The sequence below is a fragment of the Roseivivax sp. genome, assembly GCF_054552075.1.
In genome coordinates this window covers 1-25,818 of the sequence record NZ_JBTOLZ010000004.1, presented here as the reverse complement: position 1 = coordinate 25,818, position 25,818 = coordinate 1, and the positions used below count along the sequence as shown (strand labels likewise).

The 25,818-nt window shown below is 69.2% G+C and carries 27 protein-coding genes; 13 read left to right on the top strand and 14 right to left on the bottom strand.

Annotation, left to right across the window (positions count from 1 at the left end; translation table 11 throughout):
• Positions 1-33 precede the first annotated feature (33 nt).
• Positions 34-2,898 carry an excinuclease ABC subunit UvrA gene (gene uvrA / locus ACX938_RS04070; protein ID WP_232752850.1) on the top strand — a complete coding sequence of 955 codons (2,865 nt, stop codon included), beginning with the start codon at positions 34-36 and terminating at the stop codon, positions 2,896-2,898.
• A 50-nt stretch (positions 2,899-2,948) separates the two neighbouring features.
• Here uvrA and ACX938_RS04065 read toward each other — a convergent pair whose 3' ends face one another.
• Both ACX938_RS04065 and ACX938_RS04060 read right to left on the bottom strand, forming a co-directional pair.
• A complete protein-coding gene (locus ACX938_RS04065) occupies positions 2,949-4,229 on the bottom strand; it encodes a 3'-5' exonuclease (RefSeq protein WP_459430084.1) in 1,281 nt (426 codons plus the stop codon).
• A 3-nt stretch (positions 4,230-4,232) separates the two neighbouring features.
• Entirely contained in the window at positions 4,233-4,724 is a 492-nt protein-coding gene (locus tag ACX938_RS04060; protein ID WP_459430083.1) for a hypothetical protein, read from the bottom strand.
• A 370-nt stretch (positions 4,725-5,094) separates the two neighbouring features.
• On the opposite strand from ACX938_RS04060, the gene dctP reads away from it, so the two are divergent.
• The 4 genes from dctP (at position 5,095) to ACX938_RS04040 (ending at position 8,643) form a co-directional block, all read left to right on the top strand.
• Positions 5,095-6,111: a TRAP transporter substrate-binding protein DctP gene (gene dctP, locus ACX938_RS04055; protein WP_232752856.1), complete on the top strand. Its 1,017-nt coding sequence runs from the start codon at positions 5,095-5,097 to the stop codon at positions 6,109-6,111.
• A gap of 95 nt (positions 6,112-6,206) precedes the next feature.
• Positions 6,207-6,836, top strand: coding sequence for a TRAP transporter small permease subunit (locus ACX938_RS04050; RefSeq protein ID WP_459430082.1), 630 nt, complete (start codon positions 6,207-6,209; stop codon positions 6,834-6,836).
• 4 nt (positions 6,837-6,840) lie between these two features.
• Positions 6,841-8,241 carry a TRAP transporter large permease gene (locus ACX938_RS04045; protein ID WP_232752859.1) on the top strand — a complete coding sequence of 467 codons (1,401 nt, stop codon included), beginning with the start codon at positions 6,841-6,843 and terminating at the stop codon, positions 8,239-8,241.
• A 243-nt stretch (positions 8,242-8,484) separates the two neighbouring features.
• The gene (locus ACX938_RS04040; RefSeq protein WP_232752860.1) at positions 8,485-8,643 is read left to right on the top strand and encodes a DUF1328 domain-containing protein; all 159 of its coding nucleotides are present in this window, start codon (positions 8,485-8,487) and stop codon (positions 8,641-8,643) included.
• Between the two features lie 82 nt (positions 8,644-8,725).
• Here ACX938_RS04040 and ACX938_RS04035 read toward each other — a convergent pair whose 3' ends face one another.
• Positions 8,726-9,526, bottom strand: coding sequence for a response regulator (locus ACX938_RS04035; RefSeq protein WP_232752861.1), 801 nt, complete (start codon positions 9,524-9,526; stop codon positions 8,726-8,728).
• Positions 9,527-9,662: 136 nt separating this feature from the next.
• Between ACX938_RS04035 and ACX938_RS04030 the strand changes: the two genes are divergently transcribed.
• Genes ACX938_RS04030 through ACX938_RS04010 form a run of 5 tightly spaced genes read left to right on the top strand, consistent with a single transcriptional unit; the run spans position 9,663 to position 13,777 of the window.
• Positions 9,663-9,797, top strand: coding sequence for a NepR family anti-sigma factor (locus ACX938_RS04030; RefSeq protein ID WP_370634873.1), 135 nt, complete (start codon positions 9,663-9,665; stop codon positions 9,795-9,797).
• The gene (locus ACX938_RS04025; protein ID WP_232752863.1) at positions 9,794-10,351 is read left to right on the top strand and encodes an RNA polymerase sigma factor; all 558 of its coding nucleotides are present in this window, start codon (positions 9,794-9,796) and stop codon (positions 10,349-10,351) included. Before ACX938_RS04030 ends, ACX938_RS04025 begins: the two co-directional genes overlap by 4 nt.
• A gap of 42 nt (positions 10,352-10,393) precedes the next feature.
• Entirely contained in the window at positions 10,394-12,091 is a 1,698-nt protein-coding gene (locus ACX938_RS04020) for a sensor histidine kinase (RefSeq protein ID WP_459430081.1), read from the top strand.
• Between the two features lies 1 nt (position 12,092).
• Positions 12,093-13,034 (top strand): amidoligase family protein, encoded by a 942-nt coding sequence (locus ACX938_RS04015; protein ID WP_459430080.1) that lies wholly within the window; start codon positions 12,093-12,095, stop codon positions 13,032-13,034.
• On the top strand, positions 13,031-13,777 hold the full coding sequence (locus ACX938_RS04010) for a gamma-glutamyl-gamma-aminobutyrate hydrolase family protein (RefSeq protein ID WP_232752866.1): 747 nt from the start codon (positions 13,031-13,033) through the stop codon (positions 13,775-13,777). The genes ACX938_RS04015 and ACX938_RS04010 overlap by 4 nt, the downstream gene beginning before the upstream one ends.
• Positions 13,778-14,165: 388 nt before the next feature.
• Here ACX938_RS04010 and ACX938_RS04005 read toward each other — a convergent pair whose 3' ends face one another.
• The 6 genes from ACX938_RS04005 to ACX938_RS03980 form a co-directional block, all read right to left on the bottom strand.
• Positions 14,166-14,399 carry a hypothetical protein gene (locus ACX938_RS04005; RefSeq protein ID WP_459430079.1) on the bottom strand — a complete coding sequence of 78 codons (234 nt, stop codon included), beginning with the start codon at positions 14,397-14,399 and terminating at the stop codon, positions 14,166-14,168.
• 114 nt (positions 14,400-14,513) lie between these two features.
• Positions 14,514-15,416 carry a nickel/cobalt transporter gene (locus ACX938_RS04000; RefSeq protein ID WP_459430078.1) on the bottom strand — a complete coding sequence of 301 codons (903 nt, stop codon included), beginning with the start codon at positions 15,414-15,416 and terminating at the stop codon, positions 14,514-14,516.
• The gene (locus ACX938_RS03995; RefSeq protein WP_459430077.1) at positions 15,398-16,066 is read right to left on the bottom strand and encodes a DUF1007 family protein; all 669 of its coding nucleotides are present in this window, start codon (positions 16,064-16,066) and stop codon (positions 15,398-15,400) included. The genes ACX938_RS04000 and ACX938_RS03995 overlap by 19 nt, the downstream gene beginning before the upstream one ends.
• An 85-nt stretch (positions 16,067-16,151) precedes the next feature.
• The gene (locus ACX938_RS03990) at positions 16,152-16,946 is read right to left on the bottom strand and encodes a metal ABC transporter permease (protein WP_459430235.1); all 795 of its coding nucleotides are present in this window, start codon (positions 16,944-16,946) and stop codon (positions 16,152-16,154) included.
• The gene (locus ACX938_RS03985; RefSeq protein ID WP_459430076.1) at positions 16,946-17,764 is read right to left on the bottom strand and encodes a metal ABC transporter ATP-binding protein; all 819 of its coding nucleotides are present in this window, start codon (positions 17,762-17,764) and stop codon (positions 16,946-16,948) included. The genes ACX938_RS03990 and ACX938_RS03985 overlap by 1 nt, the downstream gene beginning before the upstream one ends.
• Positions 17,761-18,276 carry a Fur family transcriptional regulator gene (locus ACX938_RS03980; RefSeq protein ID WP_232752871.1) on the bottom strand — a complete coding sequence of 172 codons (516 nt, stop codon included), beginning with the start codon at positions 18,274-18,276 and terminating at the stop codon, positions 17,761-17,763. Before ACX938_RS03980 ends, ACX938_RS03985 begins: the two co-directional genes overlap by 4 nt.
• Before the next feature lie 54 nt (positions 18,277-18,330).
• Here ACX938_RS03980 and ACX938_RS03975 point away from each other — a divergent pair, with 54 nt between their 5' ends.
• Positions 18,331-19,509, top strand: coding sequence for a zinc ABC transporter substrate-binding protein (locus ACX938_RS03975; RefSeq protein ID WP_459430075.1), 1,179 nt, complete (start codon positions 18,331-18,333; stop codon positions 19,507-19,509).
• Between the two features lie 278 nt (positions 19,510-19,787).
• The gene (locus ACX938_RS03970) at positions 19,788-20,477 is read left to right on the top strand and encodes a hypothetical protein (RefSeq protein WP_459430074.1); all 690 of its coding nucleotides are present in this window, start codon (positions 19,788-19,790) and stop codon (positions 20,475-20,477) included.
• Positions 20,478-20,560: 83 nt separating this feature from the next.
• On the opposite strand, the gene ACX938_RS03965 is transcribed toward ACX938_RS03970, so the two are convergent.
• The 4 genes from ACX938_RS03965 to ACX938_RS03950 form a co-directional block, all read right to left on the bottom strand.
• Positions 20,561-21,292 carry an amino acid ABC transporter ATP-binding protein gene (locus ACX938_RS03965; RefSeq protein WP_232752874.1) on the bottom strand — a complete coding sequence of 244 codons (732 nt, stop codon included), beginning with the start codon at positions 21,290-21,292 and terminating at the stop codon, positions 20,561-20,563.
• Complete coding sequence (locus tag ACX938_RS03960) at positions 21,289-21,963, bottom strand: amino acid ABC transporter permease (protein WP_459430073.1); 675 nt, start codon at positions 21,961-21,963, stop codon at positions 21,289-21,291. The genes ACX938_RS03965 and ACX938_RS03960 overlap by 4 nt, the downstream gene beginning before the upstream one ends.
• An 8-nt stretch (positions 21,964-21,971) precedes the next feature.
• Positions 21,972-22,736 carry an amino acid ABC transporter substrate-binding protein gene (locus tag ACX938_RS03955; RefSeq protein WP_459430072.1) on the bottom strand — a complete coding sequence of 255 codons (765 nt, stop codon included), beginning with the start codon at positions 22,734-22,736 and terminating at the stop codon, positions 21,972-21,974.
• 236 nt (positions 22,737-22,972) lie between these two features.
• Positions 22,973-23,539, bottom strand: a complete 567-nt coding sequence (locus ACX938_RS03950) for a carboxymuconolactone decarboxylase family protein (RefSeq protein ID WP_232752877.1) — start codon at positions 23,537-23,539, stop codon at positions 22,973-22,975.
• A gap of 164 nt (positions 23,540-23,703) precedes the next feature.
• Here ACX938_RS03950 and ACX938_RS03945 point away from each other — a divergent pair, with 164 nt between their 5' ends.
• Positions 23,704-24,294 (top strand): TetR family transcriptional regulator, encoded by a 591-nt coding sequence (locus tag ACX938_RS03945; RefSeq protein ID WP_459430071.1) that lies wholly within the window; start codon positions 23,704-23,706, stop codon positions 24,292-24,294.
• Between the two features lie 79 nt (positions 24,295-24,373).
• Here the strand turns inward: ACX938_RS03945 and ACX938_RS03940 are convergent, their stop codons facing one another.
• On the bottom strand, positions 24,374-25,504 hold the full coding sequence (locus tag ACX938_RS03940) for an NAD(P)/FAD-dependent oxidoreductase (protein ID WP_459430070.1): 1,131 nt from the start codon (positions 25,502-25,504) through the stop codon (positions 24,374-24,376).
• Positions 25,505-25,818: the final 314 nt, after the last annotated feature.

The window sequence follows — 25,818 nt, the reverse complement described above, 5'->3', positions numbered from 1 at the left end:
CCTATCTGTTGAGCATCCGTTAACGGGGGACTCATGGCCGAGCTCAAGCACATCGAGGTACGCGGCGCGCGCGAGCACAATCTGAAGGGGATCGACGTCGATATCCCCCGCGATCAGCTCGTCGTCATCACCGGGCTGTCGGGCTCGGGCAAGTCGTCGCTGGCCTTCGACACGATCTACGCCGAGGGGCAGCGCCGCTACGTCGAGAGCCTCTCGGCCTATGCGCGGCAGTTCCTCGACATGATGGAAAAGCCCGATGTCGATCACATCGCGGGGCTCAGCCCGGCGATCTCCATCGAGCAGAAGACCACCTCGAAGAACCCGCGCTCCACCGTCGGCACGGTGACCGAGATCTACGACTACCTGCGGCTGCTCTTCGCCCGCGCCGGCACGCCCTACAGCCCGGCGACCGGCCTGCCGATCGAGGCCCAGCAGGTGCAGGACATGGTCGACCGCGTGATGACCATGGAGGAGGGCACCCGGGGCTACCTCCTGGCGCCGATGATCCGCGATCGGAAAGGCGAATACCGCAAGGAGTTCCTCGAGCTGCGCAAGCAGGGCTTCCAGCGGGTCAAGGTCGACGGCCAGTTCTACGAGCTCGACGAGCCGCCGACGCTCGACAAGAAATACCGCCATGACATCGACGTGGTGGTCGACCGGATCGTCGTCCGCGAGGGCATGGAGACGCGGCTGGCCGACAGTTTCCGCACCGCGCTGGACCTCGCCGACGGGATCGCCGTGCTCGAGACCGCGCCGCGCGAAGGCGAGGGCGAGCCCGAGCGCATCACCTTCTCGGAGAACTTCGCCTGCCCGGTCTCGGGTTTCACCATCCCCGAGATCGAGCCGCGGCTCTTCTCCTTCAACGCGCCTTTCGGCGCCTGCCCGGACTGCGACGGGCTCGGCGTCGAGCTGTTCTTCGACGAACGGCTCATGGTGCCGGACCAGAACCTGACGCTCTACGACGGCGCCATCGCGCCCTGGCGCAAGGGCAAGAGCCCGTATTTTCTTCAGACAATTCAGGCGATTGCGAAGCACTATGAATTCGATGCTTCAACCATGTGGAAGGACCTTCCGGCGCATGTGAAACAGGTGCTTCTATACGGCTCCGGCGACGAGGAGATCCCCTTCCGCTACGACGAAGGCGGGCGCGTCTACAACGTGACGCGCAGCTTCGAAGGCGTGATCCCCAACATGCAGCGCCGCTACCGCGAGACGGATTCCAGCTGGATCCGCGAGGAGTTCGAGCGCTACCAGAACAACCGCCCCTGCGGCGCCTGCGGCGGCTACCGCCTGCGCGAAGAGGCGCTGGCGGTGCGGGTCGCGGGTCTGCACATCGGCGAGGTGGTCGAGAAGTCGATCAAGGAGGCCTACGCCTGGATCGAATCCGCCCCCGAGGAGCTGACCCAGCAGAAGAACGAGATCGCCCGCGCCATCTTCAAGGAGATCCGGGAGCGGCTCGGCTTCCTGAACAACGTCGGTCTCGAATACCTGACGCTCAGCCGTGCGGCGGGCACGCTGTCGGGCGGCGAGAGCCAGCGCATCCGGCTTGCGAGCCAGATCGGCTCGGGGCTGACCGGGGTGCTCTACGTGCTCGACGAGCCCTCGATCGGCTTGCACCAGCGCGACAACGACCGGCTGCTGGCGACGCTGAAGAACCTGCGCAACCAGGGCAACACGGTGATCGTGGTCGAACACGACGAGGACGCCATCCGCGAGGCCGACTACGTGCTCGACATCGGCCCCGGCGCCGGGGTGCACGGCGGCCATGTGGTCAGCCGCGGCACGCCCGAGGAGATCGCCGCCGACCAGGGCTCGATCACCGGGCAATACCTGGCCGGCACGCGCGAGATCCCGGTCCCGGCTAAGCGCCGCAAGGGCAACAAGAAGTCGGTCTCGGTGGTCAAGGCGACGGGCAACAACCTGAAGGAGGTCACCGCCGATTTCCCGCTGGGCAAGTTCGTCTGCGTGACCGGCGTCTCGGGCGGCGGCAAGTCGACGCTGACCATCGAGACGCTGTTCAAATCGGCCTCCATGCGGCTCAACGGCGCGCGGCAGACGCCGGCCCCCTGCGAGACGATCAAGGGGCTGCACCACCTCGACAAGGTGATCGACATCGACCAGCGCCCGATCGGGCGCACGCCGCGCTCGAACCCGGCGACCTATACCGGCGCCTTCACCCCGATCCGCGACTGGTTCGCGGGCCTGCCCGAGGCCAAGGCGCGGGGCTACAAGCCCGGCCGCTTCTCCTTCAACGTGAAGGGCGGGCGCTGCGAGGCCTGCCAGGGCGACGGGGTCATCAAGATCGAGATGCACTTCCTGCCGGACGTCTATGTCACCTGCGAGACCTGCCAGGGCGCGCGCTACAACCGCGAGACGCTGGAGATCAGGTTCAAGGGCAAGAGCATCGCCGATGTGCTTGATATGACTGTGGAAGACGCGCAGGAGTTCTTCGCCGCCGTGCCCTCGATCCGCGAGAAGATGGATGCGCTGGTGCAGGTGGGCCTGGGCTACATCAAGGTCGGCCAGCAGGCCACGACGCTCTCGGGCGGCGAGGCGCAGCGGGTGAAACTGTCCAAGGAGCTGGCGAAACGCTCGACCGGGCGGACGCTCTACATCCTCGACGAGCCGACCACGGGCCTGCACTTCGAAGACGTGAAGAAGCTCCTGGAAGTGCTTCATTCGCTGGTGGAAGCGGGCAATACGGTCATCGTGATCGAGCACAACCTCGATGTCATCAAGACCGCCGACCACATCATCGACATCGGCCCCGAGGGTGGTGACGGCGGTGGGCGCATCGTGGCCACCGGCACGCCCGAAGAGGTCGCCGAGGTCGGCGAGAGCCACACCGGCTATTACCTCAAGGACATGCTGCGCCCGCGCAAGGTGGCTGCGGAGTAAGTTTAAGAAGGGAGAAAGTCATCGCGATTTCAATGCGTTGACGGCCTGACTTAAGTCGATGCTTGAAGGGCATCAGTGGGCGCCTCGCGCCCGCTGGCCCTGAGCGCGGCGCAGAGATCGCCATAGGTCATCACCCCGCGCCCCTCGAGCATCTGCAAGAGCCGCAGCGTCACCGAGACCCGCGCGGCGAGCTGGCCCTCGCGCGGGCTGACGCCGAGCCGCTCGCGCAGGCTGGCGAAGCTCACGCGCGGACCCGGCCCGAAGACCAGCGCCGCCAGCGCCACGATCTCGAGAACCGGCAGGTCCCAGTCGAGCCCCGTCTCGGCCCAGCGGGCGCGCAGGAAGGCCATCTCCAGCGGGGCGTTCTGCGCGACGATCACCGCGCCTTGGGCGAAATCCGCCAGCCCCTGCGCCGCGGGCCCGAGAGTTCCGGCCTCGACCCGGCTTTTGTAGCTTTCGCCCGCGCGGGCCGCGCCGCGGCAGAGCATCTGCGCCTCGATGCAGGTCAGCCTGTCGCGATGCGGCAGCGGCCCCGTGGTCTCGAGGTGCAGGACGCAGAGCCGCAGCTCGGACAGCGGGCGGTCGGCAAGCGGCACCTCCGGGGCGGGCGCGCAGAGCGCGAAGTCATGCACCAGCGGGCGGCAGCCCTCGGTGTCGGCGGGCGCGGCCTGCTCGAAGGCCAGGAGGTAGCCGCCATCCGCCATATGCTGGAGCCGCGCGTTCAGGGGCGTGCCCTCGGCCCGGTCGAGCCGCGCGCTGGTGGCAAGCCCCGAGCGGTCGGCCTTGGCCTGAGCGGCGGTGAGCGAGGCGGGGGTCACCAGCCGGTCGAGCCGCGTCCCGAGCCGCAGACCGGGGCCCTGCGAAAACAGCCCCGCCGCCTGGCCGTTGAAGAGCACCACCCGCCCGTCCGGGCCGGTCAGCAGAAGCGGCAGCGGCAGGTCGGCCAGAAGCTCCTCGAAGCGGGCGGCCTCACCGCCGGTGCCACCGGAGCCGCTACGCGCCTCGCGCAGGGCGGCCTCCAGCGCCGCGGCGGCAGGGCCGAGGTCTCCCAGCTCGGGCGCGATGCGGGGATCGAGCGGCGGCGCCTCGCGCCCATGCGCCCGGCGCTGCAGCTCGGCCGTGAGCCGCTCCAGCGGCCGCGCCACGCCGTGATCGACCAAGAGCCCGACGCAGAGGAAGATCACCAGAAGCAAGAGCGGCCCGGCCCAGAGCGCCCAGCCGCCCGCATCGCCGCGCGCCAGCTGCGTCAGGGTCAGCGCGCCCGCCGCCAGCGCCGCGACAAAAAGCGCGAGCAGCAGGGCCAGCAGTTTCACGCGAAGGGACAGATGCATCGCTCAGAGCCTCTGGCACAGGGTGGAGAGCAGCGGATCGGCGCGGTCGACCTCGCGCCAGGCGGGCGTATCCGAGCCGGGCAGGGCGCGGCGGCCCTCGACGCAATCGACCATGACCTCGGTGCGCGCCGGCGCGCGCCAGCGCTCGAAGACATAGAGGTCGGCCAGGTAGACCGAGGGGCGCACCTGGTGTTCCCGCCGCCCGCCGACGTCGATGGCGACAAGCCGCGTGGTGACCGGCACGAAATAGGCCCAGGGGCGGTGCGGCGCGGGCGTGGCGGCGCGGTCGGCGACGACCAAGCCTTCGGGCAGGGCGGCGGCGGTGCGCGCGCTCCAGCCGTAGTCCGAGGAGATCAGCGCCGCAACGAGCGCCAGCGCCGCGCCGAAGGGCACGAGCCAAAGCGGCAGCGCCCGGGGCCAGCTCCGGTGCAGGATCCACATGGCCGCCGCGCCCGCGAAGCCGGCGAGGCCGAGTGAGACCAGATCCATGCCCATGCGCCCGTCCTTTCCCGCGGCACCTCTGCCGCGAAGGTGAGGCTAGGGCCTCACGCGGGCGGGTGGAAGCAGGAATGGGCCGGGCGCCGGGGTTGACCCAGGTGCGGGGCGGCTGGCTGGCGGTTTTCCCGGCGTCTCAGGGCGCGCTCAGAGCCGGGCGGCGCCCGGCGCCAATCGCCAAAGGGGCAGGGCGGTCCCGCCCGCCAAGTGACTGGAATCGCCAGAAAACCCCGGCCGCGCGCGCCGCTGCCCCAGCAGACCCTCCGCGTCAACCCGACATTCCTGCAGCTTCGGCCTTGCACCGGGGCGGTCATCGTCTAGGCTCTCGGGTCACAGGGCGAGCAACGCCCGGACAAGGGAGGATAATCTGATGACATCACTGAGCGTGAAGCTGACGGCGGGCGCCCTGGCGCTGACCTTCGCCACCGAGGCGGCGGCGACGGAATGGAACGTCTCGGTCTGGGGCAAGCGCCGCGCCTTCACCGAGCACATCCACAAGCTCGCCGAGCTGGTCGAGGAAAAGACCGACGGCGGGTTCACCATGAACATCTCTTACGGGGGCCTCTCGAACAACCGCGAGAACCTCGACGGGATCTCGATCGGCGCCTTCGAGATGGCGCAGTTCTGCGCCGGCTATCACCCCGACAAGAACCGCGCGATCACGGTCCTGGAGCTGCCCTTCATGGGGGTGTCGAACCTCGACGAGGAAGTGGCCGTCAGCCATGCGATCTACGACCACCCCGCGGTGGCCGAGGAGATGGCCCAGTGGAACGCGCGCATGGTGATGACCTCGCCGATGCCGCAGTACAACATCGTCGGCACCGGCGAGCCGCGTGACGAGCTGGCCGAGTTCGACGGCATGCGGGTGCGCGCCACCGGCGGCCTGGGCGAGGCCTTCTCGGCGGTGGGCGGCGTGCCGACCTCGGTGACCGCGACGGAAGCCTACCAGGCGATGGAATCCGGCGTCGTCGACACCGTGGCCTTCGCCCAGCACGCGCATCTCTCCTTCGGCACGATCAACCAGGCCGACTGGTGGACCGCGAACCTCAACCCCGGCACGGTGAACTGCCCGGTGGTGGCCAATATCGACGCTTATGAGGCGCTCTCGGACGCCGAGCGCGAGGCCTTCGACAGCTCGGTCTCCGAGGCCATCGACCACTACCTTGCCAACTACGGCGAGCTGCTCGACCGCTGGGACAGCGTGCTCGAGGAGAAGGGCGTGCAGAAGGTCACCATCTCGGACGACCAGCTGGCGCAGTTCGAAGAGGTCGCGGGCGAGCCCATCCAGCAGGCCTGGATCGAGGAGATGAGCGCCCAGGGCCTGCCGGCCCAGGAGCTCTACGACCTGATGAAGTCGACCCTGGAAGAAGCCCAGGCGACCAACTGATCGCGGGGGCCCGGCCCGGCGGCGCCTGAGCGCGTCGCCGGGACACCGCGCGGCCCCTTGCCAAGAACAAGACCAGACGAGCGACGGAGGGGGAGATGGCCGGAACCGCCAAGGTGCTTGCCGACGACAGCCTGTTGAGCCGGCTCGACCGGCGGCTGGCGGGGCTCGAATGGAGCTTCGCGCTGATCTCCGGGATCTTCGCCTTCGGGCTGATGATGCTGGCGGTGATCTCGGTCACCGGCCGCAACGGCTTCAACGAGCCGCTGCCGGGCTATGTCGACTGGATCGAGGCCTTCATGCCGCTGATCGCGATCCTCGGCATCTCCTACGTGCAGCGCACCGGCGGGCACATCCGCATGGACATCGTCATCGGGTTGTTGCGGGGCCGGGCGCTCTGGATCGCGGAGTTCATCACCACCTTCGGCATCCTGCTTCTGATGATCGCGCTGGTCTGGGGCTCCTGGGCGCATTTCGACCGCAGCTTCGACATGGGCGCGCCGCTCTGGAGCCGCGACAGCTCCATCGACATCGGCCTGCCGATCTGGCCGGCGAAACTGGTGGTGCCGGTGGCCTTCGCGGTGATGTGCCTGCGGCTGGTGCTGCAGCTCTGGGGCTACGGGCGGGCCATCCTGCTGGGGCTCGAGACCCCGGTGGCGGTGCCGCTGATCCAGTCCGCCGCCGAGATCGCCGCCGAAGAGGCCGAAACCCTGAGCCGGAAGGACTGAACGGATGGAACCCATCGATATCGGCCTCTGGGTCACCGGCGGCCTTCTGGTCATGGTCGTCCTGGGCATGCGCGTGGCCTTCGCGGCGGCGCTGGCGGGCCTCATCGGCCTGATCTGGATCTTCTGGGAAAAGCGCGACTACGACTTCGAGCAACTGGGCTGGGCTCTGACCGTGGCGATCAAGACCGCCGGGCAGGTGCCGCATTCCAAGGTCTCGAACCAGGCGCTCTCGCTGATCCCGACCTTCATCCTGATCGGCTACCTGGCCTATTACGCCGGGTTGACGCGCGCGCTTTTCGAGGCCGCCAAGCGCTGGATCGCCTGGGTGCCGGGCGGGCTCGCGGTCTCGACGGTCTTCGCCACGGCGGGTTTCGCCGCGGTCTCGGGCGCGAGCGTGGCGACCGCGGCGGTCTTCGCGCGCATCGCCATCCCCGAGATGCTCAAGGTCGGCTACGACAAGCGTTTCGCCGCGGGCGTGGTGGCCGCGGGCGGCACGCTGGCCTCGCTGATCCCGCCTTCGGCGATCCTGGTGATCTACGCGATCATCGTGGAGCAGGACGTGGGCCGGCTGCTGCTCGCGGGCTTCATCCCCGGCGTCTTCTCGGCCTTCGTCTATGCCACGCTGATCGTGATCATGGCGCTGACCCTGCGCAACTTCGGCCCGCCGGTCAGCGGCTTCACCTGGCGCGAGCGCCTGGTCGCCCTGCCGCCGGCGCTGCCCATCGTGGCGGTCGTGGTGATCATCATATTCTTCGTCTACAACCCCTTCGGCGGCGACGCCTGGGGCACGCCGACGGAAGGCGGGGCCATCGGCGCCTTCATCGTCTTCTGCATGGCCATCGCCCGCGGCATGCGCCTGAAAGAGCTGAAGGACGCCCTGGTCGAGACCGCCAAGCTGTCGATCATGATCTTCTCGATCATCTGGGGCGTGCTGATCTACGTGCGCTTCCTGGGCTTCGCCGATCTGCCGACCGCCTTCTCGGACTGGATCACCAGCCTCGAGTATTCGCCGATGCTGATCCTGGTCTGCATCCTCCTGGCCTATGCGGTCCTGGGGATGTTCATGGATGCCATCGGGATGCTGCTTCTGACGCTGCCGGTGGTCTACCCGGCGGTCATGGCGCTGAACGGCGGCGAGTTCGTCAGCGCGGAAGAGGCCACCTTCGGCATGTCCGGGCCGATGTGCGCGGTCTGGTTCGGGATCCTGGTGGTGAAGATGGCGGAGTTCTGTCTGATCACCCCGCCCATCGGGCTCAACTGCTTCGTGGTGGCGGGCGTGCGGCCGGATCTCTCGGTGCAGGACGTGTTCCGGGGCGTGACGCCCTTCTTCATCGCCGACGGCATCACCATCGCGCTTCTGGTGAGCTTCCCGGCGATCGTGCTCTGGCTGCCCTCGCTCGCGTGAGGGCCGGCCGGGCCTGGGTCTGAGTGCCCTCGCTCGCGTGGGAGGCGTCCGGGGCTGGGTCTAACTGCCATGGCTCGCGTGGGGGCCGGTCGGGCCTGGGTCTTGGCCCACGCCTGAGCGCGCGTCCGGCCCCCATCTGACCGCGCGGAACCCGCGCCCCCGCTTCGGGGTTATCTGGCCATCGACCGGCAGGGTGCCGGTTCCCGTTCAGATAACCCGGCAGCCCCGGGGGAAAGGACCGTCATGCTTGGGTGGGCTCTCACCTTCCTCGTTGTCGCGATCATCGCGGGTGTTCTCGGTTTCGGCGGCATCGCCACCGCTTCCGCCGGGATCGCGAAGATCCTGTTCTTCGTCTTCCTGATCCTCTTCGCCGCCGCCGCGATCATGCGGCTGGTGCGCTAGGGCAAGGCACGAAAAAGGGCGCCGGAGCCATCACGGCCCCGGCGCCCCCGGTATTTTTACATCTCCTCGCGGGAGCGGCGCCTCAGGCGCGCAGCGTCTCGGTCGAGGAGAAGAACATCGCCTGGCTGATCGCGGAGCGCACCTGCTCCTCGGAGTAGGGCTTGGAGATCAGGAAGGCCGGTTCCGGCTTGTCCCCGGTCAGGAGCCGCTCGGGGAAGGCGGTGATGAAGATCACCGGACGTTCGCCGAGGTCGCGCAACAGGTCGTTCACCGCGTCGACGCCCGAGGAATTGTCCGCCAGCTGGATGTCGGCGAGGATCAGGTCGGGCACCTCCTTGGCACCAAGCGACACCGCACCGTCGCGGGTGCGCGCCACGCCGGTCACACGGTGGCCGAGGTCGGCCACGATGCTCTCGAGGTCCATGGCGATGATCGCCTCGTCCTCGATGATCAGGACGCGGCCCGACATGCCGTCGGCCATCTCCTGGCGGGCGGTCTCGACCAGGGCCTCGGCCTCTTCGATGCTGACGTTCATGATCTCGCCCACCTGCGAGATGGTGAACTCTTCGATGGTGTGCAGCAGAAGCGCCTCGCGGCTGTTGGTGGTCAGGCGCGAAAGATGCTTCTGGGCGGCCTTGCGCGGGCCCTCGGCCTCTTCGGTCACCGGCGCGCCGGTGGTGACCCAGATGCCGTGGAACATCGCGAACAAGCCCACCTTGGCGGTGGAGGCGCCCTCGACCGTGTCGCGGTCGGCCAGAACCGCCTCGAGCGTGGCGGCGGCATATTGGTCGCCGGATGTCTGCGACCCCGTCAGAGCGCGCGCATAGCGCCGCAGGTAGGGAAGCGCGGCGCCGATCTCGCTGCTGAGGTCTGCCTGAGCCATATTTCTTTATCCTTCCTCGTGACTTTTTCGGGAACCAAACGTGGCGGGTGGCTGTTGGTTCCCGAATTGGGGCCTGAATTTGGTGCGCACAAGGTAAAGAATGGCTCAGACCGCACGAAAAAATAAGCGAGATGACGTGATCGACGAGAACCTGAAACGGGTCTACGAGGACATGCTTGACCAGGATGTCCCGGACCGCTTTCTCGATCTCTTGACCCAGCTCAAGGATCAGGATCAGGCGAAGAAGACATCGAGCGAGAGCGACGAATGAGTTCAGATCCCCGCGATGAGATCGTGGAGCATCTGCCGGCGCTCCGCGCGTTTGCCTTGTCCCTGACGCGCAACGGCGCGCTGGCCGACGACATGGTGCAGGATGCCCTGGTGAAGGCCTGGACGAAGATCCACACCTTCGAGCCCGGGACCAACATGCGGGCCTGGCTCTTCACCATTCTGCGCAACACCTACTATTCGAACCGCCGCAAGGCGGGCCGCGAGGTGGGCGACGCGGATGGGCTGCTGACCGAAAGCCTGTCGGAGAAGCCGGCGCATGACGGACGGCTGCAGCTGTCCGACTTCCTGCGCGCCTTCGAGAAGCTGAACGACGAACAGCGCGAGGCGCTGATCCTGGTGGGGGCCTCGGGCTTTTCCTACGAGGAGGCCGCCGACATGTGCGGCGTCGCCGTCGGCACCATCAAGAGCCGCACGAACCGCGCCCGCGCCCGCCTGGCCGAGCTTCTGTCGCTCAGCGACGACGAGGCCTTCGAGCTGACCGACCAGGCCACCATGGCGGTGGTCTCCGGCAACAAACCGGCCAACGCGAGGTAACGGATGATCGCCGCGCCCGGACCCCGTCCGATCCCGAGTGGATTGGGTGCCCGGATTATCGCCTTTCTGTCCATCGCGCTGATCCCGATCGGCCTGGTCGCCTATGTGCAGACCACCGAGCTCGACAGCGAGACCCGCGCGCGCACGCAGCTCAACCTCACCGACATCACCGAAGCCGCCGTGGAGGCCGAGCGGGCGATGCTGACCCGCTCCTTCGGGGCGGCCGAGGCGCTGGGGGCGATCACCCGCGTCTCGATCTCGGACGAGGCGACCTGCGAGGCCTCCTTGCGCGAATACCAGCGGCTCGCGGGTCACGTGAGCTTCGTCGGTTTCCTCGGTATCGACGGGCGGGTCTTCTGCTCGACCGCGAACCAGCCCTTCGACGTCAGCCAGTATCCCGGCGCGCTCGAGGCGCTTGGCCGGCCCACGCCGGAAGTGCTGCGCTTCGATCACGCGCCGGTCAGCGGCGAGCCTGTGGTCACGGTCTATTACCCGGTGCTGCGCGCGGGCCAGCATGTCGGCCATATCATCATCTCGACCCCGGTCCGCGTTCTGCGCGAGATCGACACGCTCTCGGACGACAGCGAGGCGGGCTATGTCGACGCGATCCTGATGAACGCCGAGGGCGAGGTCCTGAAAAGCGCCAGCCCCTTCGCGCGGCTGCCCGACATAATGCCCGCCGATCTCGACCTCGAGACGCTGACCGCGGGCGAGGAATACAGCTTCCTCGCGCGGTCGGGCTCGGGGCAGGACTACATCTACGCCATCGTCAACATCGTGCCGGACCTGGCCTATGCGATGAGCGTCTGGCCGACCGACAGCCCCAAGGTCAACGCGCTGCAGGCCGGGGCCTATACCAAGGCGCTGCCGCTCCTGATGTGGGCGGCGAGCGTGATCGTCGCCTATCTCGCCGTGAACCGGCTGGTGATCCGCCACATCCGCACCCTGCGCTACCAGATGCGCAGCTTCGCCCGCGACCGCCGCCTGCCGGCACAGTCGAGCGGCCAGGACATGGCGCTTGAGCTGCGCGACATGGAGAACGACTTCCTACAGATGTCGGATTCGATCCTGCAGGACGAGGCGCAGCTGGAGAACGCGCTCCGCGAGAAGACCATCCTTCTCAAGGAGGTGCACCACCGGGTGAAGAACAACCTGCAGCTCATCTCCTCGATCATGAACATGCAGATCCGCCAGAGCGAGACGCAGGAGACCAAGCGCGTGCTGCGCCGCCTGCAGGAGCGCATCCGCGGGCTCGCCGCGATCCACCGGCAGCTCTACAGGACCGCGGACCTGGGCCATGTCGACGTGAAGGAGCTGCTCGAGGAGCTGGTCGGCCAAATCGCGCTGATCAACGACCGCGACCGCGACGGTATCGTGATCGTCAAGGACCTCGACCCGGTGGAGATCTACCCCGACCAGGCCATGCCGCTGTCGCTCCTGACCGCCGAGGCGCTGGCCAATGCCGAGAAATACATCCAGGCCGACAGCAGCGGCCACCGCGAGATTGCCGTGCGGCTGAAGCGCAGCGAGGACCGCGGCGTGCTGCTCGAGGTCGAGAACACCTCGAACCCCGAGAAGCTGCCCGAGGTCGACCCGATGGGCGGGCTGGGGCTGCGGCTGATCCAGGCCTTCTCGACCCAGCTCGGCGGCACGCTCGAACACGGCATGGACGGCGAGCGCTTCCGCATCTCGGTGCGCTTCCACATGTCCGACTTCAAACCGGAAGTGGTGGACTACTGACATGCCGCTGGATCCCAAACCCCTGCCGGAGCCCCTGACAGGCGCGGGCGCGCCCCGCCGCGTCGGCGTAGAGATCGAGTTCGGCGCGCTTGGCGAAGAGCGCGTGACCTCCATCGTCGAGGAGGTCCTGGGCGGGCGCACCGAGCGGCGCGGCGACAAGGGCTTCGTGGTCAGCGGCACCGAGGTCGGCGACCTCGAGGTCTATCTCGACACCCAGTATCTCAAGCGCGCCGAGACCGCCTTCGAGAAGCGCATCCACAACATCGCCCGCGCGGTCGTCCCGGTCGAGATCGTCTCGGCCCCGATCCGCCCGGAACAGATCGCCCGGCTCGACGCGCTCTGCGTCGCCCTGCGCGAGGCCGGGGCGACCGGCACGGCGGCGGGCACCTTCCTGGGCTTCGGGGTGCACTTCAATCCCGAGGTGCCGGCGCAGGAGCTGGCCGAGATCCTGCCGGTGCTGCGCGCCTATGCTTTCCTCGAGAACAGCTTCCGCGATGCCGCCGGCATCGACTTCGCGCGCCGGGTGCTGCCCTTCGTCGATCCCTATCCGCGCGCGCTTCTCGACGGGCTCGCCGAGGAGGTGCCCGACATGGGCGCCTTGATCGACCTTTACCTCGACCGCGCGCCCTCGCGGAACCACGGGCTCGACATGCTTTGCCTCTTCGCCGAGATCGACGGCGACCGGGTGGCGGGGGCCATGGACCTCGGCCTCGTCTCGGCGCGGCCGACCTATCACTACCGGCTGCCCGACTGCCGCATCGACGAGGCCGACTGGTCGCTGGCGCTGGAATGGAACCGCTGGGTCCGGGTCGAGGAGATCGCCCGCGACCCCGGCACCATCGCCGATCTGCGCGCCGCCTGGAAGGACCACCGGGGCCAGCTCACCAGCACCCGCGCCGACTGGGTGCGCCGCTCGGCGGAGATCGTGGGCGGGCTGGCATGAGCGACAGGCCGACCATCGGGGTCACCGTCTCGCGGCGTTCGGGCTGGCGGATCTTCCCGCTCATGGCGCTGAACATCTGGCTCGCGGGCGGCAAGGCGATCCGCTGGCAAAGCGGGCGCGAGATCGCGCTCGAGGCGGTCGACGGCGTGGTGATCGGCGGCGGCGACGACATCGCGCCCACGCTCTACGGCGGCGAGCTGCGCCTCGGCGTGCGGCTCGATCCCGACCGCGACCGGCTCGAGAGCGAGGTGATCGAGGGCGCCTTCGCCCGGAACCTGCCGATCCTCGGCATCTGCCGGGGCGCGCAGATGCTGAACGTGGTGCTGGGCGGCACGCTCGACCAGGATGCCTATGACACCTATGGCTCGCGCTATTACTACACCATCCTGCCGCGCAAGCGCGTCGACGTGGAGGGCGGCACGCTCCTTGGACGGGTGACTGGCCAGGCCTGTCTCAAGGTCAACGCGCTGCACAGCCAGGCGGTGCGCGACCTGGGCCGGGGCCTGCGCGTCGCGGCGCGTGACGACGGCGGCATGATCCAGGCGATCGAGCGGGTGCGCGACCCCATGGCCATCGGCGTGCAATGGCACCCCGAACATATCTTCTACCGCCGCGCCCACCGGCGGCTCTTCAAGGCGCTGATCGAGGCCGCCCGCGCCGGCGCCAGCCGCGCCGCCCAGATCGGCGCCGCCGAAGAGGAAGCCCGCGCCGCCGAGGCCCGCCGCGCGCGCCTGCCGCTTTAGGCTCCGTTTTCCGGCCATGTCGCAGTGGGCGCGGCCCCGCCACGTGAGGTGACCTTTCGGTCACAGCTTTGCGAGGCCCCGGATTTGGGCTTCCCGCGCGGGAACCCATCGGGGGGGGGCGTCGTTGGGAACTCAACAAACGAGCAGAAAAGCAGGAAACGCAAATGCTAGACACATTCCTCATGGGACTGTTTGCGCTTTCCTTGGTGACCGCAGTTATCTACGCGCTGACGGCCGGGAAGCGCGACAGGGATGAAAAAGTGACGTCCCGCCGTTCGGGAGGCGATGCCCTCCGCTGACGGCGACGCGACAATGCAACGAACAAGGGCGGCCCTCCGGGGCCGCCCTTGTTTTGTGAACCATCTGAACTGTCGTGGGAAAATGCGGGTCAGGCGCCGTCCGGGTCGCCCTCGAACTCGGCCATGTCGACGGGCCCCGGGGTCGGGCGTGGCAGGGTCGTCTTGCCCGTGTCGCCTTCGGTCAGCGCGATGCCGGGTGTCTCCTCGACGGGTTCGGCGTCGAAATCCTGCACCATCCGGGCCGCCGCATCCGGGGCGATCTGGATCTTGGGCTCGCGCGGGTCAGGATAGACCGGCCGCTCGGCCGGGCGGAAAATCTTCATGTCAGCCCCCAAAGTCGGTGCCACCTCTGGCACGGGTCAACGCATGACATGAATATCGGGTTCCAAAGGCCCTCGCGCAAGATTCCTTCGCGCAGGGTCACTGCGCTTTTTCGCTCAGATCAGCGGCAGGAGGAGCTGCGCAGCAATCACCATGACGGCGCTGCCGGCCAGAAGCTCCAGAAGCGGCGCCAGGACCGCCAGCCGCCCGTCGCTGACGAGGCTCGCAAGCGCCGCCCGGCGCGAGGTGACCGAGAGCGCCGCCACCGCCACGGTCACCGCCGCGGTGCCGAGCGCCATGGCAAAGGTGCCGAGGACGCCGATCCAGACCAGGTCGATGTACCAGGCGATGACCAGGAGGAAGAGCGCCCCGGTGCAGGGCCGGATCGAGATGCTACCGATCAGGGCTGCCACGTCGCGGGGCCGGGTGGCGCGGGCGATCTCCTCGGCGCTTGGCATATGGGTGTGGCCACAATGCGCCCCGTGGTGGTGGTGGTGGTCATGCTCCTCCGCGGCCTCGGGGCCCCGCAGCGCCCAGAGCCCGCGCAGGCCCCGGAACGCGAGCCAAAGCCCGATCAGCCCGATCGCCGAGAAGCTCACCAGCGCCAGCGCCCCGTCGGCGAGCCCGGTCATCTGCACGCGGGTCAGGCTCAGCAGCCCGAAGCCAGCGCCGACCAGCGCCAGCGCCGTCAGCGCCTGTCCGAGCGAGGCCGCCAGCGCGATCAGCGACAGGGGGCCGATCGCCACGCTGCGCCCGACGCCGTAGCCGCCGATCAGCACCTTGCCGTGGCCGGGCCCGATGGCATGCACCACGCCATAGGCGAAGCACAGCCCGAGGATCGCCGCGCTGGCCCCCCGGTCGCCGCCCTGCAGGGCCCGCAGCGCGCCCGCGAGGTCGTTCTGGAAATCCCGCTGCCAGGCCGCCGCCCAGGCCGCGATCTCGCCGCTGGCCCCGCCCGCGAGCGCCAGCACGACGGCGGTGACCGCCAGGGCCAGGAGGCTCAGCTTGAGGGCGCGCATATGAACCGGAAGCTGTCTGCGAAAAGGATGCCGATGTCGGGCAGGTCGACCGCCTCGAAGGGGTCGCCGGTCTCGTCGACCTCGGCCAGGAGGTCGCCGTATTTGGCCTCGGCCGCCTGGGTATCGGCCTCGCTGCGGCTGACCTCGCAGGTGACGGGGCCCTCCGCGGTGGGCATCTCGGGCACGTCGTAGGCCACGAAATAGGTCGGGTCATAGGCCCGCGCGAGGACCTCGCGACCCTCAAGCGCTTGGGGCTCGGGCAGGGGGCGGATGTGGCGGGTCACGAGCTGGCCCTGAACATAGCCCGCCTCGTGGTCTCGCGCGGTCCCCAGCGCCAGTTCCTCGCCGCCGAGCATAAGCTGGAAGTCGCCGGGAAAGCCGCCCTCCCAGTCGACGTCCTGGCCCGCGAAATCGGTTAGCGCGGCGTCCTCGGGCGTGCCGTCGCCGTTGCTGTCGAGGCCGTTCTCCTCGATCACCAGAATCGAGTAGAAGGCGTCGTAGCGCCATTCCACCGCCACGGCGGTGAGCCGCCCCTCGGCGTCGAACTGCAGCGCGAACTGCGTGTCGATGAAGATATGCGGATGCGCGCCCGCGCCCCCGGCCCAGAGGCCCGCGGCGCAGAGGACGGCGGGAAGGCGGTATCGGCGCATCTGGCGTCTCACGTCTCGGCTGACCCCTTTGGATGGCTTATGTCGCACAGGCCCGCGCGCTCCGCAATCGGGCGGGCGCGGCGGTTCAGGCCCTGCGCGCGCCTACGCCGAGAAGCGAGGTGGTCAGGAAGGCCAGCGCCGCGACGCAGACGATTGAGGGGCCGGCGGGCGTGTCGAACAGATAGGCCGCCCGCAGCCCCAGGACCGCGGCACCCGCGCCGATCACTGCGGCGATGACCGCCATGGCCTCGGGCGTGCGCGCCAGGGGCCGCGCGGCGGCGGCGGGGATGATCAGCAGCGCGGCAATGAGAAGGACGCCGACCACCTTGATCGCCACCGCCACGGTGATCGCCAGGGCCAGCGTCAGCACCAGCTGCTCGCGGCGCGGGTCGATGCCGTTGGCGAAGGCCAGGTCGGTGTTGAGCGTCGCGGTCAGAAGCGCCGACCAGCGCCAGGCGATCAGCGCGACGACGGCCAGCGCCCCGCTCCAGATCACCGCGAGGTCGAGCCGCGAGACCGCGAGGATGTCGCCGAAGAGATAGGCCATGAGGTCGATGCGGATGCCCTCGAGGAAGGAGACCGCGACCAGCCCGAAGGCCAGCGCGGAATGCGCAAGCACCCCCAGAAGCGTGTCCATGGCAAAGCCGCGCCCGGTCAGCGCGTTGACCGCCAGCGCCATGATCAGCGCCACCGCCAGCGCGCCTGCGAAGACCGAGACCGAAAGCGCGAGCGACAGCGCCACGCCCAGGATCGCCGCATGGGCGGTGGCATCGCCGAAATAGGCCATGCGCCGCCAGACCACGAAGCAGCCAAGAGGGGCGGCGGCCAAGGCCACGCCGATGCCCGCCAGCGTGGCGCGCAGCATGAAATCGTCGAGCATCATTCCGCCGCCTCGTTCCGGTTCTGCCTGTGCTGGTCGTCCTGGGCGTGATCGTGGTCGTGGCTGTGCCCATGCCCATGTTCGTGCCCGTGATCATGGGGATGATCGGGGTGGTGGTGATGGTCGTGATCGTGGCGATAGAGCGCCAGCGCGCCGCCGGTGCCGGGCCCGAAGAGCGCGCGGTATTCCGGCGCCGAGGCCACCACCGCCGGCGTGCCCTCGCAGCAGACATGGCCGTTCAGGCAGACCACCCGGTCCGAGGCGCTCATCACCACGTGCAGCTCGTGGCTGACCATGAGGACCGCCGTGCCGGTCTCGGCCCGGACCGCCTCGATCTGGCGGTAGAAGGCCGCCGAGCCCGGCTGGTCGAGCCCCTGCGTCGCCTCGTCGAGGATCAGCAGGTCCGGCGTCTCGATCAGCGCCCGCGCCAGGAGGACGCGCTGGAACTGCCCGCCCGAGAGCCCCGACATCTGCCGCTCGGAGAGGCCGGGCACCCCGGCGGTCTCCAGCGCGCGGCGCACCTGGGCGCGGCTCACCCGTCCGGCGAGCCGCAGGAAGCGCGCCACGGTCATCGGCAGCGTCGGGTCGATGTGCAGGCGCTGCGGCACGTAGCCGATCTTCAGCCCGGGCCTGCGCCGAACCTGTCCCGCGCTTGGCGCGACGGCCCCGATGAGCGCCCGCAGAAGCGAGGTCTTGCCCGAGCCGTTCGGCCCGACGATGGTGACGATCTCGCCCGGATCGAGCGTGAGGTCGACCTGCGACAGCACCGTCTGGCCGCCGTAGGCAAGGCTCAGGCGTTCGGCGGAAACAAGGCTCATGAGGCCTCCGGGGCGCAGGCGGGGCAGAGGCCCTCGGCCTCGATCACCGCGCGTTCGACCTGGAAGCCGGTGGCCCGGGCGGCGGCGCCGAAGGCCCCGTCGGAGGGCCGCATGTGGGTCTCGGCGACGCTGTCGCAGCCGCGGCAGATCAGGAAGGCCGGGGCGTGGTCGTCGCCCGGGCTGGCGCAGGCGATGAAGGCGTTGAGCCGCTCGATGCGATGGGCGAAGCCCTGGGTCACCAGGAACTCCAGCGCCCTATAGGCCACCGGCGGCTGCGAGGCGAAGCCCGCCTCGCGCAGGTTGTCGAGGATCTCGTAGGCGCCCACCGCGCGGTGTTCGCGCAGGAGGATCTCCAGCACCTTGCGGCGCACCGGGGTGAAGCGCAGGCCCGCCGCCCGGGACCGCTCTTCGGCCGCGGCGAGGCCCTGATCGACGCATTTGGCGTGATCGTGGCGGGCGAAGCCCAGCGGCGTCTCCTCGGGGGTGGGGCGGTCGTTTTGGTGGCTGGACATGTTATGATATATCATTTAGCTCGGGTCTCGACGTTATAAGATCACAGTTGGAGAATGTCCATGACCCGTCTCGCCGCGCCCCTGGCGCTTGCCTGCCTTGCCTCTCCGGTCCTGGCCGATGCGCCAAGCGTCGCCGTCGACATCGCGCCCGCCCATGCGCTGGTCGCGCGCGTTATGGAGGGCGTCGGGCGCCCGGACCTGGTGATTCCCTCGGGCGCGAGCCCGCATGGCTACAACCTGCGCCCCTCCGAGGCCCGCGCCCTGCAGGAGGCCGACCTGGTGGTCTGGACCGGCCCGGCGCTGACGCCCTGGCTTTCCGAGGCGCTGGGGACGCTGGCCGGCGACGCGCGGCGGCTGGAGCTTTTCGAGGTGGCGGGCACGCTCAGGCTCGAGACCCGGTCGGGGGCGCTCTTCGAGGCGCATGACCACGGCGACCATGGCGAGGAGGGCCACGAGGGGCACGGTCACGATGACCATGACGAGCACGGCGAGCATGACGATCACAGTGACCATGACGGGCATGAGCACGCGGAGCATGCCGAACACGAGGACGGGCACGCGCACGACCACGAGGGGCATGACGACCATGCCGAGGACGAGGCCGGGCATAAGGACGACGCCGCGCAGGACGACCACGGGCACGATGACCGCAAAGAAGCCGAGGGTCACGACCACGACGCCCATGCCGAGGCCGAGGACCACGGCCACGACCACGCGCCGGGCAGCCTCGACCCGCACGGCTGGCTCGCGCCCGAGAATGCCGCGCTTTGGCTCGGGGCCATCGCCGAGGCGCTCTCCGAGGTCGACCCCGAGAACGCCGAGACCTACCGCGCCAATGCCGAGGCCGGGCAGGGTGAGCTGGCCACGCTCGAGACCGAGATCGCACAGATCCTCGCGCCCCGCGACGGCGCGCCGGTGATCGTCTTCCACGACGCCTACCAGTATTTCGAGGAGAGCTTCGGCCTGAACGTCGTCGGCGCCATTTCCATCTCGGACGCCACCCCGCCGAGCCCCGCGCGGATCGCCGAGATCCAGGCGCGGATCACCGAGGCCGATGTGACCTGCGTCCTCTCCGAGCCGCAGTTCAACCCCGGCATCGTCTCGACCGTTCTGGAAGGCACCGAGGCGGGCACGGCGGTTCTGGACCCGCTCGGCGCGCATCTCGACGCGGGCGCGGCGCTCTATCCGGCGCTCCTGCGCGACATGGCGCGGTCGCTGGCGGACTGCGGCTGAGGCGCGGGCCGCGCTCGCGGCCTTGTCTAAGGTGAACGCGCGGGCCGCCTTCGGGTGGCCCGTTGTCGTTTGGGGCAGGCGGAGTCCGAAGATGGCGGGCGGCGCGAAACGCCCCCTCCGCCGCCCGCAAACCGCCCCACCAACGCGGCCCCCCGGCCACGCGCGCGGCCTTCCGCGAGCGCGTCCTCCGCAACCGCGTGGACAGCGCCGCTCGCCCCCGGCATAGGGAGGGTCCGCGCCCCCGGGCGCGCCGTCTCCGTCTTCCGATGAGGTGCCCTTTGTCCCTGCGCCGCCTGCCGCAAAAGACCTTCAGTGCCGAAGCCGGCGACGCCGCCGTCCTGCATGTCGATACCGCCAAGGTCTGCTGGCACGCGGGCAGCCGCTACGTCGTCTCGAAGGGGCGCTTGAAGCGGCTCGAACGGGTCTTCCCTTCGCGAATGGTGCAGCCGCTCCGTCCATGGCTCAAGGCGCGCGAACCCTTCGTCATCCCGGCCCGCGACTTCCGCACACCACGCCCCATCGAGGAGGAGCAGCGGGTGCGGCTGGCGGCGGATTTCGTCGCCAAGCGCGGCGCGCCGCGGGAGACGCTCTGGTTCGCCATGCTCTCGGATGCGCTCGCGCGCGACGGGCTGGCACGGCACAAGGGCATCGAGATGCGGAGCGAGGCCGAGATCCTGGAGTTCCTCGAGGGCTACGTGGGCGGCATCGTCCAGAGCCTCGAGACCGAGGGCTTCTCGCGCGATGTGGCGACCTACGAGTCGAGCGCGCTGGTCGACGCCGAGGGGCGGGTGCTGAAGTCGAGCTCGGGCAACCACCGCTTCGCCATCGCGCGGGCGCTGGGGCTCAAGCGCTTCCCCCTGCGCATCGTGGGCGTGCACGAGCATTGGCTGGCGGGCCTGGAGCGAGAGCCGCGCGACCTGGCGGGGCTGATCGCGGCGCTGCGCGAGGTGGAGCGGGCGCACGCCTGAGGGCGCGTGGGGCAGGGCGCGGGCGACGGTATCGCGACCCTGATGAACTCCGGGCGACGCATCGCCCGAACCTGCCGCCCGCGTTACCCGACCCGCCGCAGGAAGCGCTGCAACCGGGGATCCTGCGGCGCGTCCAGCACCTGGCTCGGCGGGCCTTGTTCGACCACGCGGCCACCCTCCATGAAGACCACGCGGTCGGCGATCTCGCGGGCGAACTGCATCTCGTGGGTCACGATCAGCATGGTCTGGCGGCGCTCGGCCACCCGGCGCATGAGGTCCAGGACCTCGCCCACCCATTCGGGATCGAGCGCCGAGGTCGGCTCGTCAAAGAGCATCAGCTCCGCGCCGATGGCCATGGCCCGGCCGATGCCGACGCGCTGCTGCTGGCCGCCCGAAAGCGCCGCGGGGAAGCTGTCGGCCTTCTCGGCGAGGCCGGTCTCGGCCAGCACCTCGAGCGCCTTGGCCTCGGCCTCGGCACGCGGTCGGCCCTGCACCGTGACCAGCGCCTCCATGATGTTCTCCTTCGCCGTCTTGTTGGCGAAAAGCGCGTAGTTCTGGAAGACGAAGGCGGTGGCCCGGCGCAGCGCCAGCACGTCGCGCTTGGAGGCGCGCGCGGCGTCGACCGAGACATCACCTACGGTGATCGTCCCGGCCTCGGGCCGGTCGAGGAAGTTCAGGCAGCGCAGGAGCGTCGACTTGCCGGTGCCCGAGGGGCCGATCACCACGACGCGCTCGCCGTCGGCGATGTCGAGGTCGATGCCGTCGAGCACCGCCGAGGCGCCGAAACTCTTGCTGAGACCACGGAGGGAAATCATCGCGCGTAGGCCCTGTTCAGTTGCGTCTCGAGCCGTTTCTGGCCCTGGTTCAGAAGCTCGACCATGACCCAGTAGATCAGCGCCACCACCAGGAAGGCCTCGAAGTAGAGGAAGCTGCCCGAGGCCTCTTTTTGGGTCGCGCCCATCATCTCGGTCACGCCGAGGGTGAAGGCCAGCGAGGTGCCCTTGATCATGTCGATGAAGTAATTGACGAGCGTCGGCGCGGCGATGCGGCCCGCCTGCGGCAGGATGATCCGCCGCATCATCTGGCCCTGGGTCATGCCGATCGACTGCGCGGCCTCCCACTGGCTGCGGTCGACGCCGGTGATCGCGGCGCGGATCGCCTCGGCCATATAGGCCGAGAAGTGCAGCGTGAGGCCCATGATCGCCGCCGTGACCCCGTTGATCTGGGTCAGGAAGGACAAGACCTGCGGCAGCCCGTAGTAAAAGAGGAAGAGCTGCACCAGGAGCGGCGTGCCGCGGAAGAAGCTGATGAAAAGGACCACCAGCCAATCGAGGCCGGGCACGCGGATCACCCGCTCGACGGCCAGGAGCGAGGCCAGCACCAGCGCGCAGGCCATGGCCGCCAGCGCCATGAACAGCGTAAGCGGCACATAGCCCAGAATCACGGGCACGAGCCCGAGCATGTAGTCGAGGTCGAGCCCGCGCATTGCTCAGTTCACTCCGTGGCTGCCGTGGTGATGTCGCTGTCGAACCACTTCTGCGAGATCTCGGCCAGCGTGCCGTCCTCCTTCAGGGTGGTCAGCGCGGCGTCGACGCGGTCGCGCAGGGCGCGGCCGTCCTCGGTGTCGCGGAAGGGCAGGGCGTTGCGGATCTCCGAGAAGGGCTGGCCGGCCAGCTCCAGCGGCAGCGGGCTTTCCTGGATCACCTGCGCCGAGGAGACCCGGTCCATCACGAAGGCATCGACCCGGCCAAGCGCGGTGTCCTGCTCGATGTTGGTCTCATAGGTGCGGATCTCGATCTCGTCGGCATAGGGCAGGTCGCGCAGGAGCAGCTCGAAGTTCGAACCGAGGTTGACCGCGACGGTGCGGCCCTTGAGGTCCTCGACGCCCGCGATCTCGGTGTTGCCGGCCTTGGTCACCACCTGCGCGCCGTCGATGACGTAGGGTTGGGTGAAGGCAAAGGCCTCCTGCCGTTCGGGCGTGATTGTGATCTGGTTGGCGATCGTGTCGATGCGGCCCGCTTCGAGCGCGCCGATCAGCCCGGAGAAGGACATGGTCTCGAAGGTGATCTCGAGGCCCGCTTCCTCGCCGACGGCTTCCATGACGTCGACCTCAAAGCCCTGCAGCTCGTCCTGGCGCACGAAGGTGAAGGGGAAGTAGCCGCCCGACATGCCGACGCGCAGGCTGTCGGCCTCTTGCGCGGTGGCGGTCCCGGCAAGGCCCGCGGCGGTGACGGCGGCGGCGAGAATGGGTTTCAGCATCTGGTGGCTCCTTTGGGAGGGGGCGGTGTGTCGGGCGTCAGACCTGTCCCCGGGCGCGCCGGGGATCAATGGGGCGGCCGAAATAAGGCCGCGCGTCCGGGCCTTAACCACAAGCGGCGAACAGTGTTCCGGGGCGCGGGACATTCCCCGGGACGGATGTTCCAAGGCCCCGCCGGAGATACCGACGGGGCCCTGTCAGCCCTCGCATAAAGGGCAGCCTCAAAGGCGTTAAACGATCAGGCCGCCTTGTCCTGCGCCTTGGTCCATTCGAACTTCTGGAACGGCTTGTCGACCGGGGTCTCGGCCAGGTGGTTGACGTAGTTCGACATCACCTTCTGCGAGACGCCCAGCACAACCTCGAGCACCTGGCGCTTGGTGAAGCCCGCGTCGAGGAAGGCCTTCATCGCCGCGTCATCGACATTGCCGCGGCCGCGGACGACGGCCAGGGTGAAGTCGCGCAGCGCCTCGAGGCGGTCATTCGGCAGCTTGGTCTCGTTGCGCAGCGCCTCGGTGATCTCGTCGTCGACACCCATGTTCTTGGCGATGCCGGTATGCGCGGGGACGCAGTAGTGGCAGGCGTGCTCGACGTTGATCGACTGCCAGACCACGGTCAGCTCGTCCTTGTCGAAGGAGGAGTCCTGGAACAGCGCGTGCAGCCGCTGGTAGCCCTCGAGGAGGCCCGGCGCCTCGGCCATGACCGCGTGCAGGCTGGGGATCATCCCGAAGGCCTTCTGCGAGTTCTCGAGCAGCGGCTTGCTGTCTTCGGGGGCGCTGTCCTGATCGTGAAGCGTGAAGTCGGTCATTGCTGTGCCTTTCCGCGTTGTCTGTCGCGCCGCCTCTCTGGCGGCCTGCCCAAGACATCGGTCTTTTGAGCGATCACTCAAGGGGTGGGTTTGAGTAATCACTCAAACGTGAGGCGAACTCGCGCCCCCGCGACAGCGGCGGAGAGCGCCCCTATATTGGCGCCATGACACGCGCCCGCCCCTATGACCGCGAGACCGCCCTGGCCGCCGCGATGGAGCTTTTCTGGTCGAAAGGCTTCCACGCGACCTCGCTGCGCGACCTTGAGGCGGCGCTGCAGATGAAGCCCGGCAGCATCTACGCGGCCTTCTCCAGCAAGGAGGCGCTCTTCCGCGCGGCGCTGGAGCGGTATTTCACCGCCCAGCGCGCCGGCCTGGCCGAGAGCCTGGCCCAGGAGGGCGCCCCCCTGGCGGCGCTCGCCGCGCATCTGCGCGAGACCGCGCGGCGCGCCGCCGAGGACCGCGCCTGCATGTTGGTCAAGACGGTGCTGGAATGCGCCGGCAGCGCCGCGCCGCTGGGGGCCCTGGCGCGCGACTACCTCGACGCGCTGCAGGAGGATTTCGCGGCTGCCTTCGCCCGGGCACAGGCGCAGGGCGAGCTGCCCGAGGGGGCCTCGGTCAATCGCCTCGCGCGGCGCTACCAGGCCGATGTGATCGCGCTCAAGGTCGAAGGCCAGCGCGGCACCCCGGCGGCGGAGCTGGTGGCGCTCGGGGAAGACATGGCGCGCGAGGTGGAAGCGCTGCGGCGTCCGGTGTGAGCGGCTTGGTGGGTCAGCAGGGCTGACCTCTGAGGCCCGCGCGGGCAGGGGGCTTCTTTGGCTCTGCGCCCTCCGCCCCTCAGCTCTCGACCAACCCCTCCGCCACCCGCGCGCCGATGGCGAGCGAGGCAGTCAGCCCGGGGCTCTCGATCCCGAACAGATTGACCAGTCCCGGCAGCCCATGCGCGCCCTCGGTCTGGATCTCGAAATCGAAGGCCCCGCCGCCGGGGCCGCGCAGCTTCGGGCGCACGCCGCTGTAATCGGGTTCGAGCCGCCCTTCGGGCAGGCCGGGCCAGTAGCGCCGGATCGCGGTCTCGAAAGCCTCCGCCCGCGCGGGATCAACACCATAGTCGATACTCTCGGGCCCCGTGCCCTCGGGCAGCCAGTCCACGTCCGGGCCGAAGCGCAGCGCGCCGCCGAGGTCCAGCGTCGCATGGATGCCGAGCCCGCCGTCGACCGGCACCGGGTAGATCAGGCAGTCGAAGGGCGACCGCCCGGTGAAGCGGAAATAACACCCCTTGGCGAGCCATTGCCGGGGCCGGTTCTCCGCCGGCAACCCGGCGATCCTCTCGGCCAGCCCCGGCGCCCAGAGCCCCGCCGCATTGACCAGCCGCCGGGTGGTGATGCGCGTGGGCTCGGCGCCGCCCGTGTCGACCGCGTAGCCGCCCGGGATTGGCGTGACCCCGGTGACCGGCGTGCGCAGCACCAGGAGCCCGCCGCGCGCCTCGAGCCAGGCGATGAGCTGCACGAGGTAGCCGTGGCTGTCGAATATCCCGGTCTCGGGCGACCAGAGCGCGGCGCTGGCGCGCAGCTCGGGCGCGCGGGCCGTCACCTCGCGGCGCGAGAGGAGCCGTAGCCCCTCGACCCCGTTGGCCCGCCCGCGCTCGAGGATCTCGGAGAGGCGCTCTTCCTCGGCGGCATCGCTGGCCACGACCAGCTTGCCGCATTTGGCATGTCCGACGTTCTGGTCGCGCAGGAAGTCGTAGAGCCGCCGCCGCCCGGTGACGCAGAGCGCGTGTTTCAGACTGCCCGTCGGGTAATAGAGGCCCGCGTGGATCACCTCGCTGTTGCGCGCCGTGGTGCCTTCGCCGGGCTGCGGGCCGGCTTCGAGCACCAGGACGCTCTGCCCCCGCTCGGCCAGCTCCGCCGCCGTCGCGAGGCCGACGGCGCCCGCGCCGATCACCAGGCTGTCGAAGTCTGTCTGCGGCACGCGGGGGGCCTCCGTGCTGAGGGGTGGCGTGGTGCAGGAGTAACGCGCGGTGCGGGGAATGGCGAGCGTGCGGGAGATGTGTGGCGCGACCCGATGCCTGTGGCTGCGGCCTGCGTTGGGGGCCGAGCGCTTTGGCAAATGTAGACCTCGCGCGATCCGGCACGATTTCCATTGGACAGATAGCCCCGAGTGCGCTTGCACCTCCCAAGCCCAAGCCCAAGCCCAAGCCCAAGCCCAAGCCCAAGCCCAAGCCCAAGCCCAAGCCCAAGCCCAAGCCCAAGCCCAAGCCCAAGCCCAAGCCCAAGCCCAAGCCC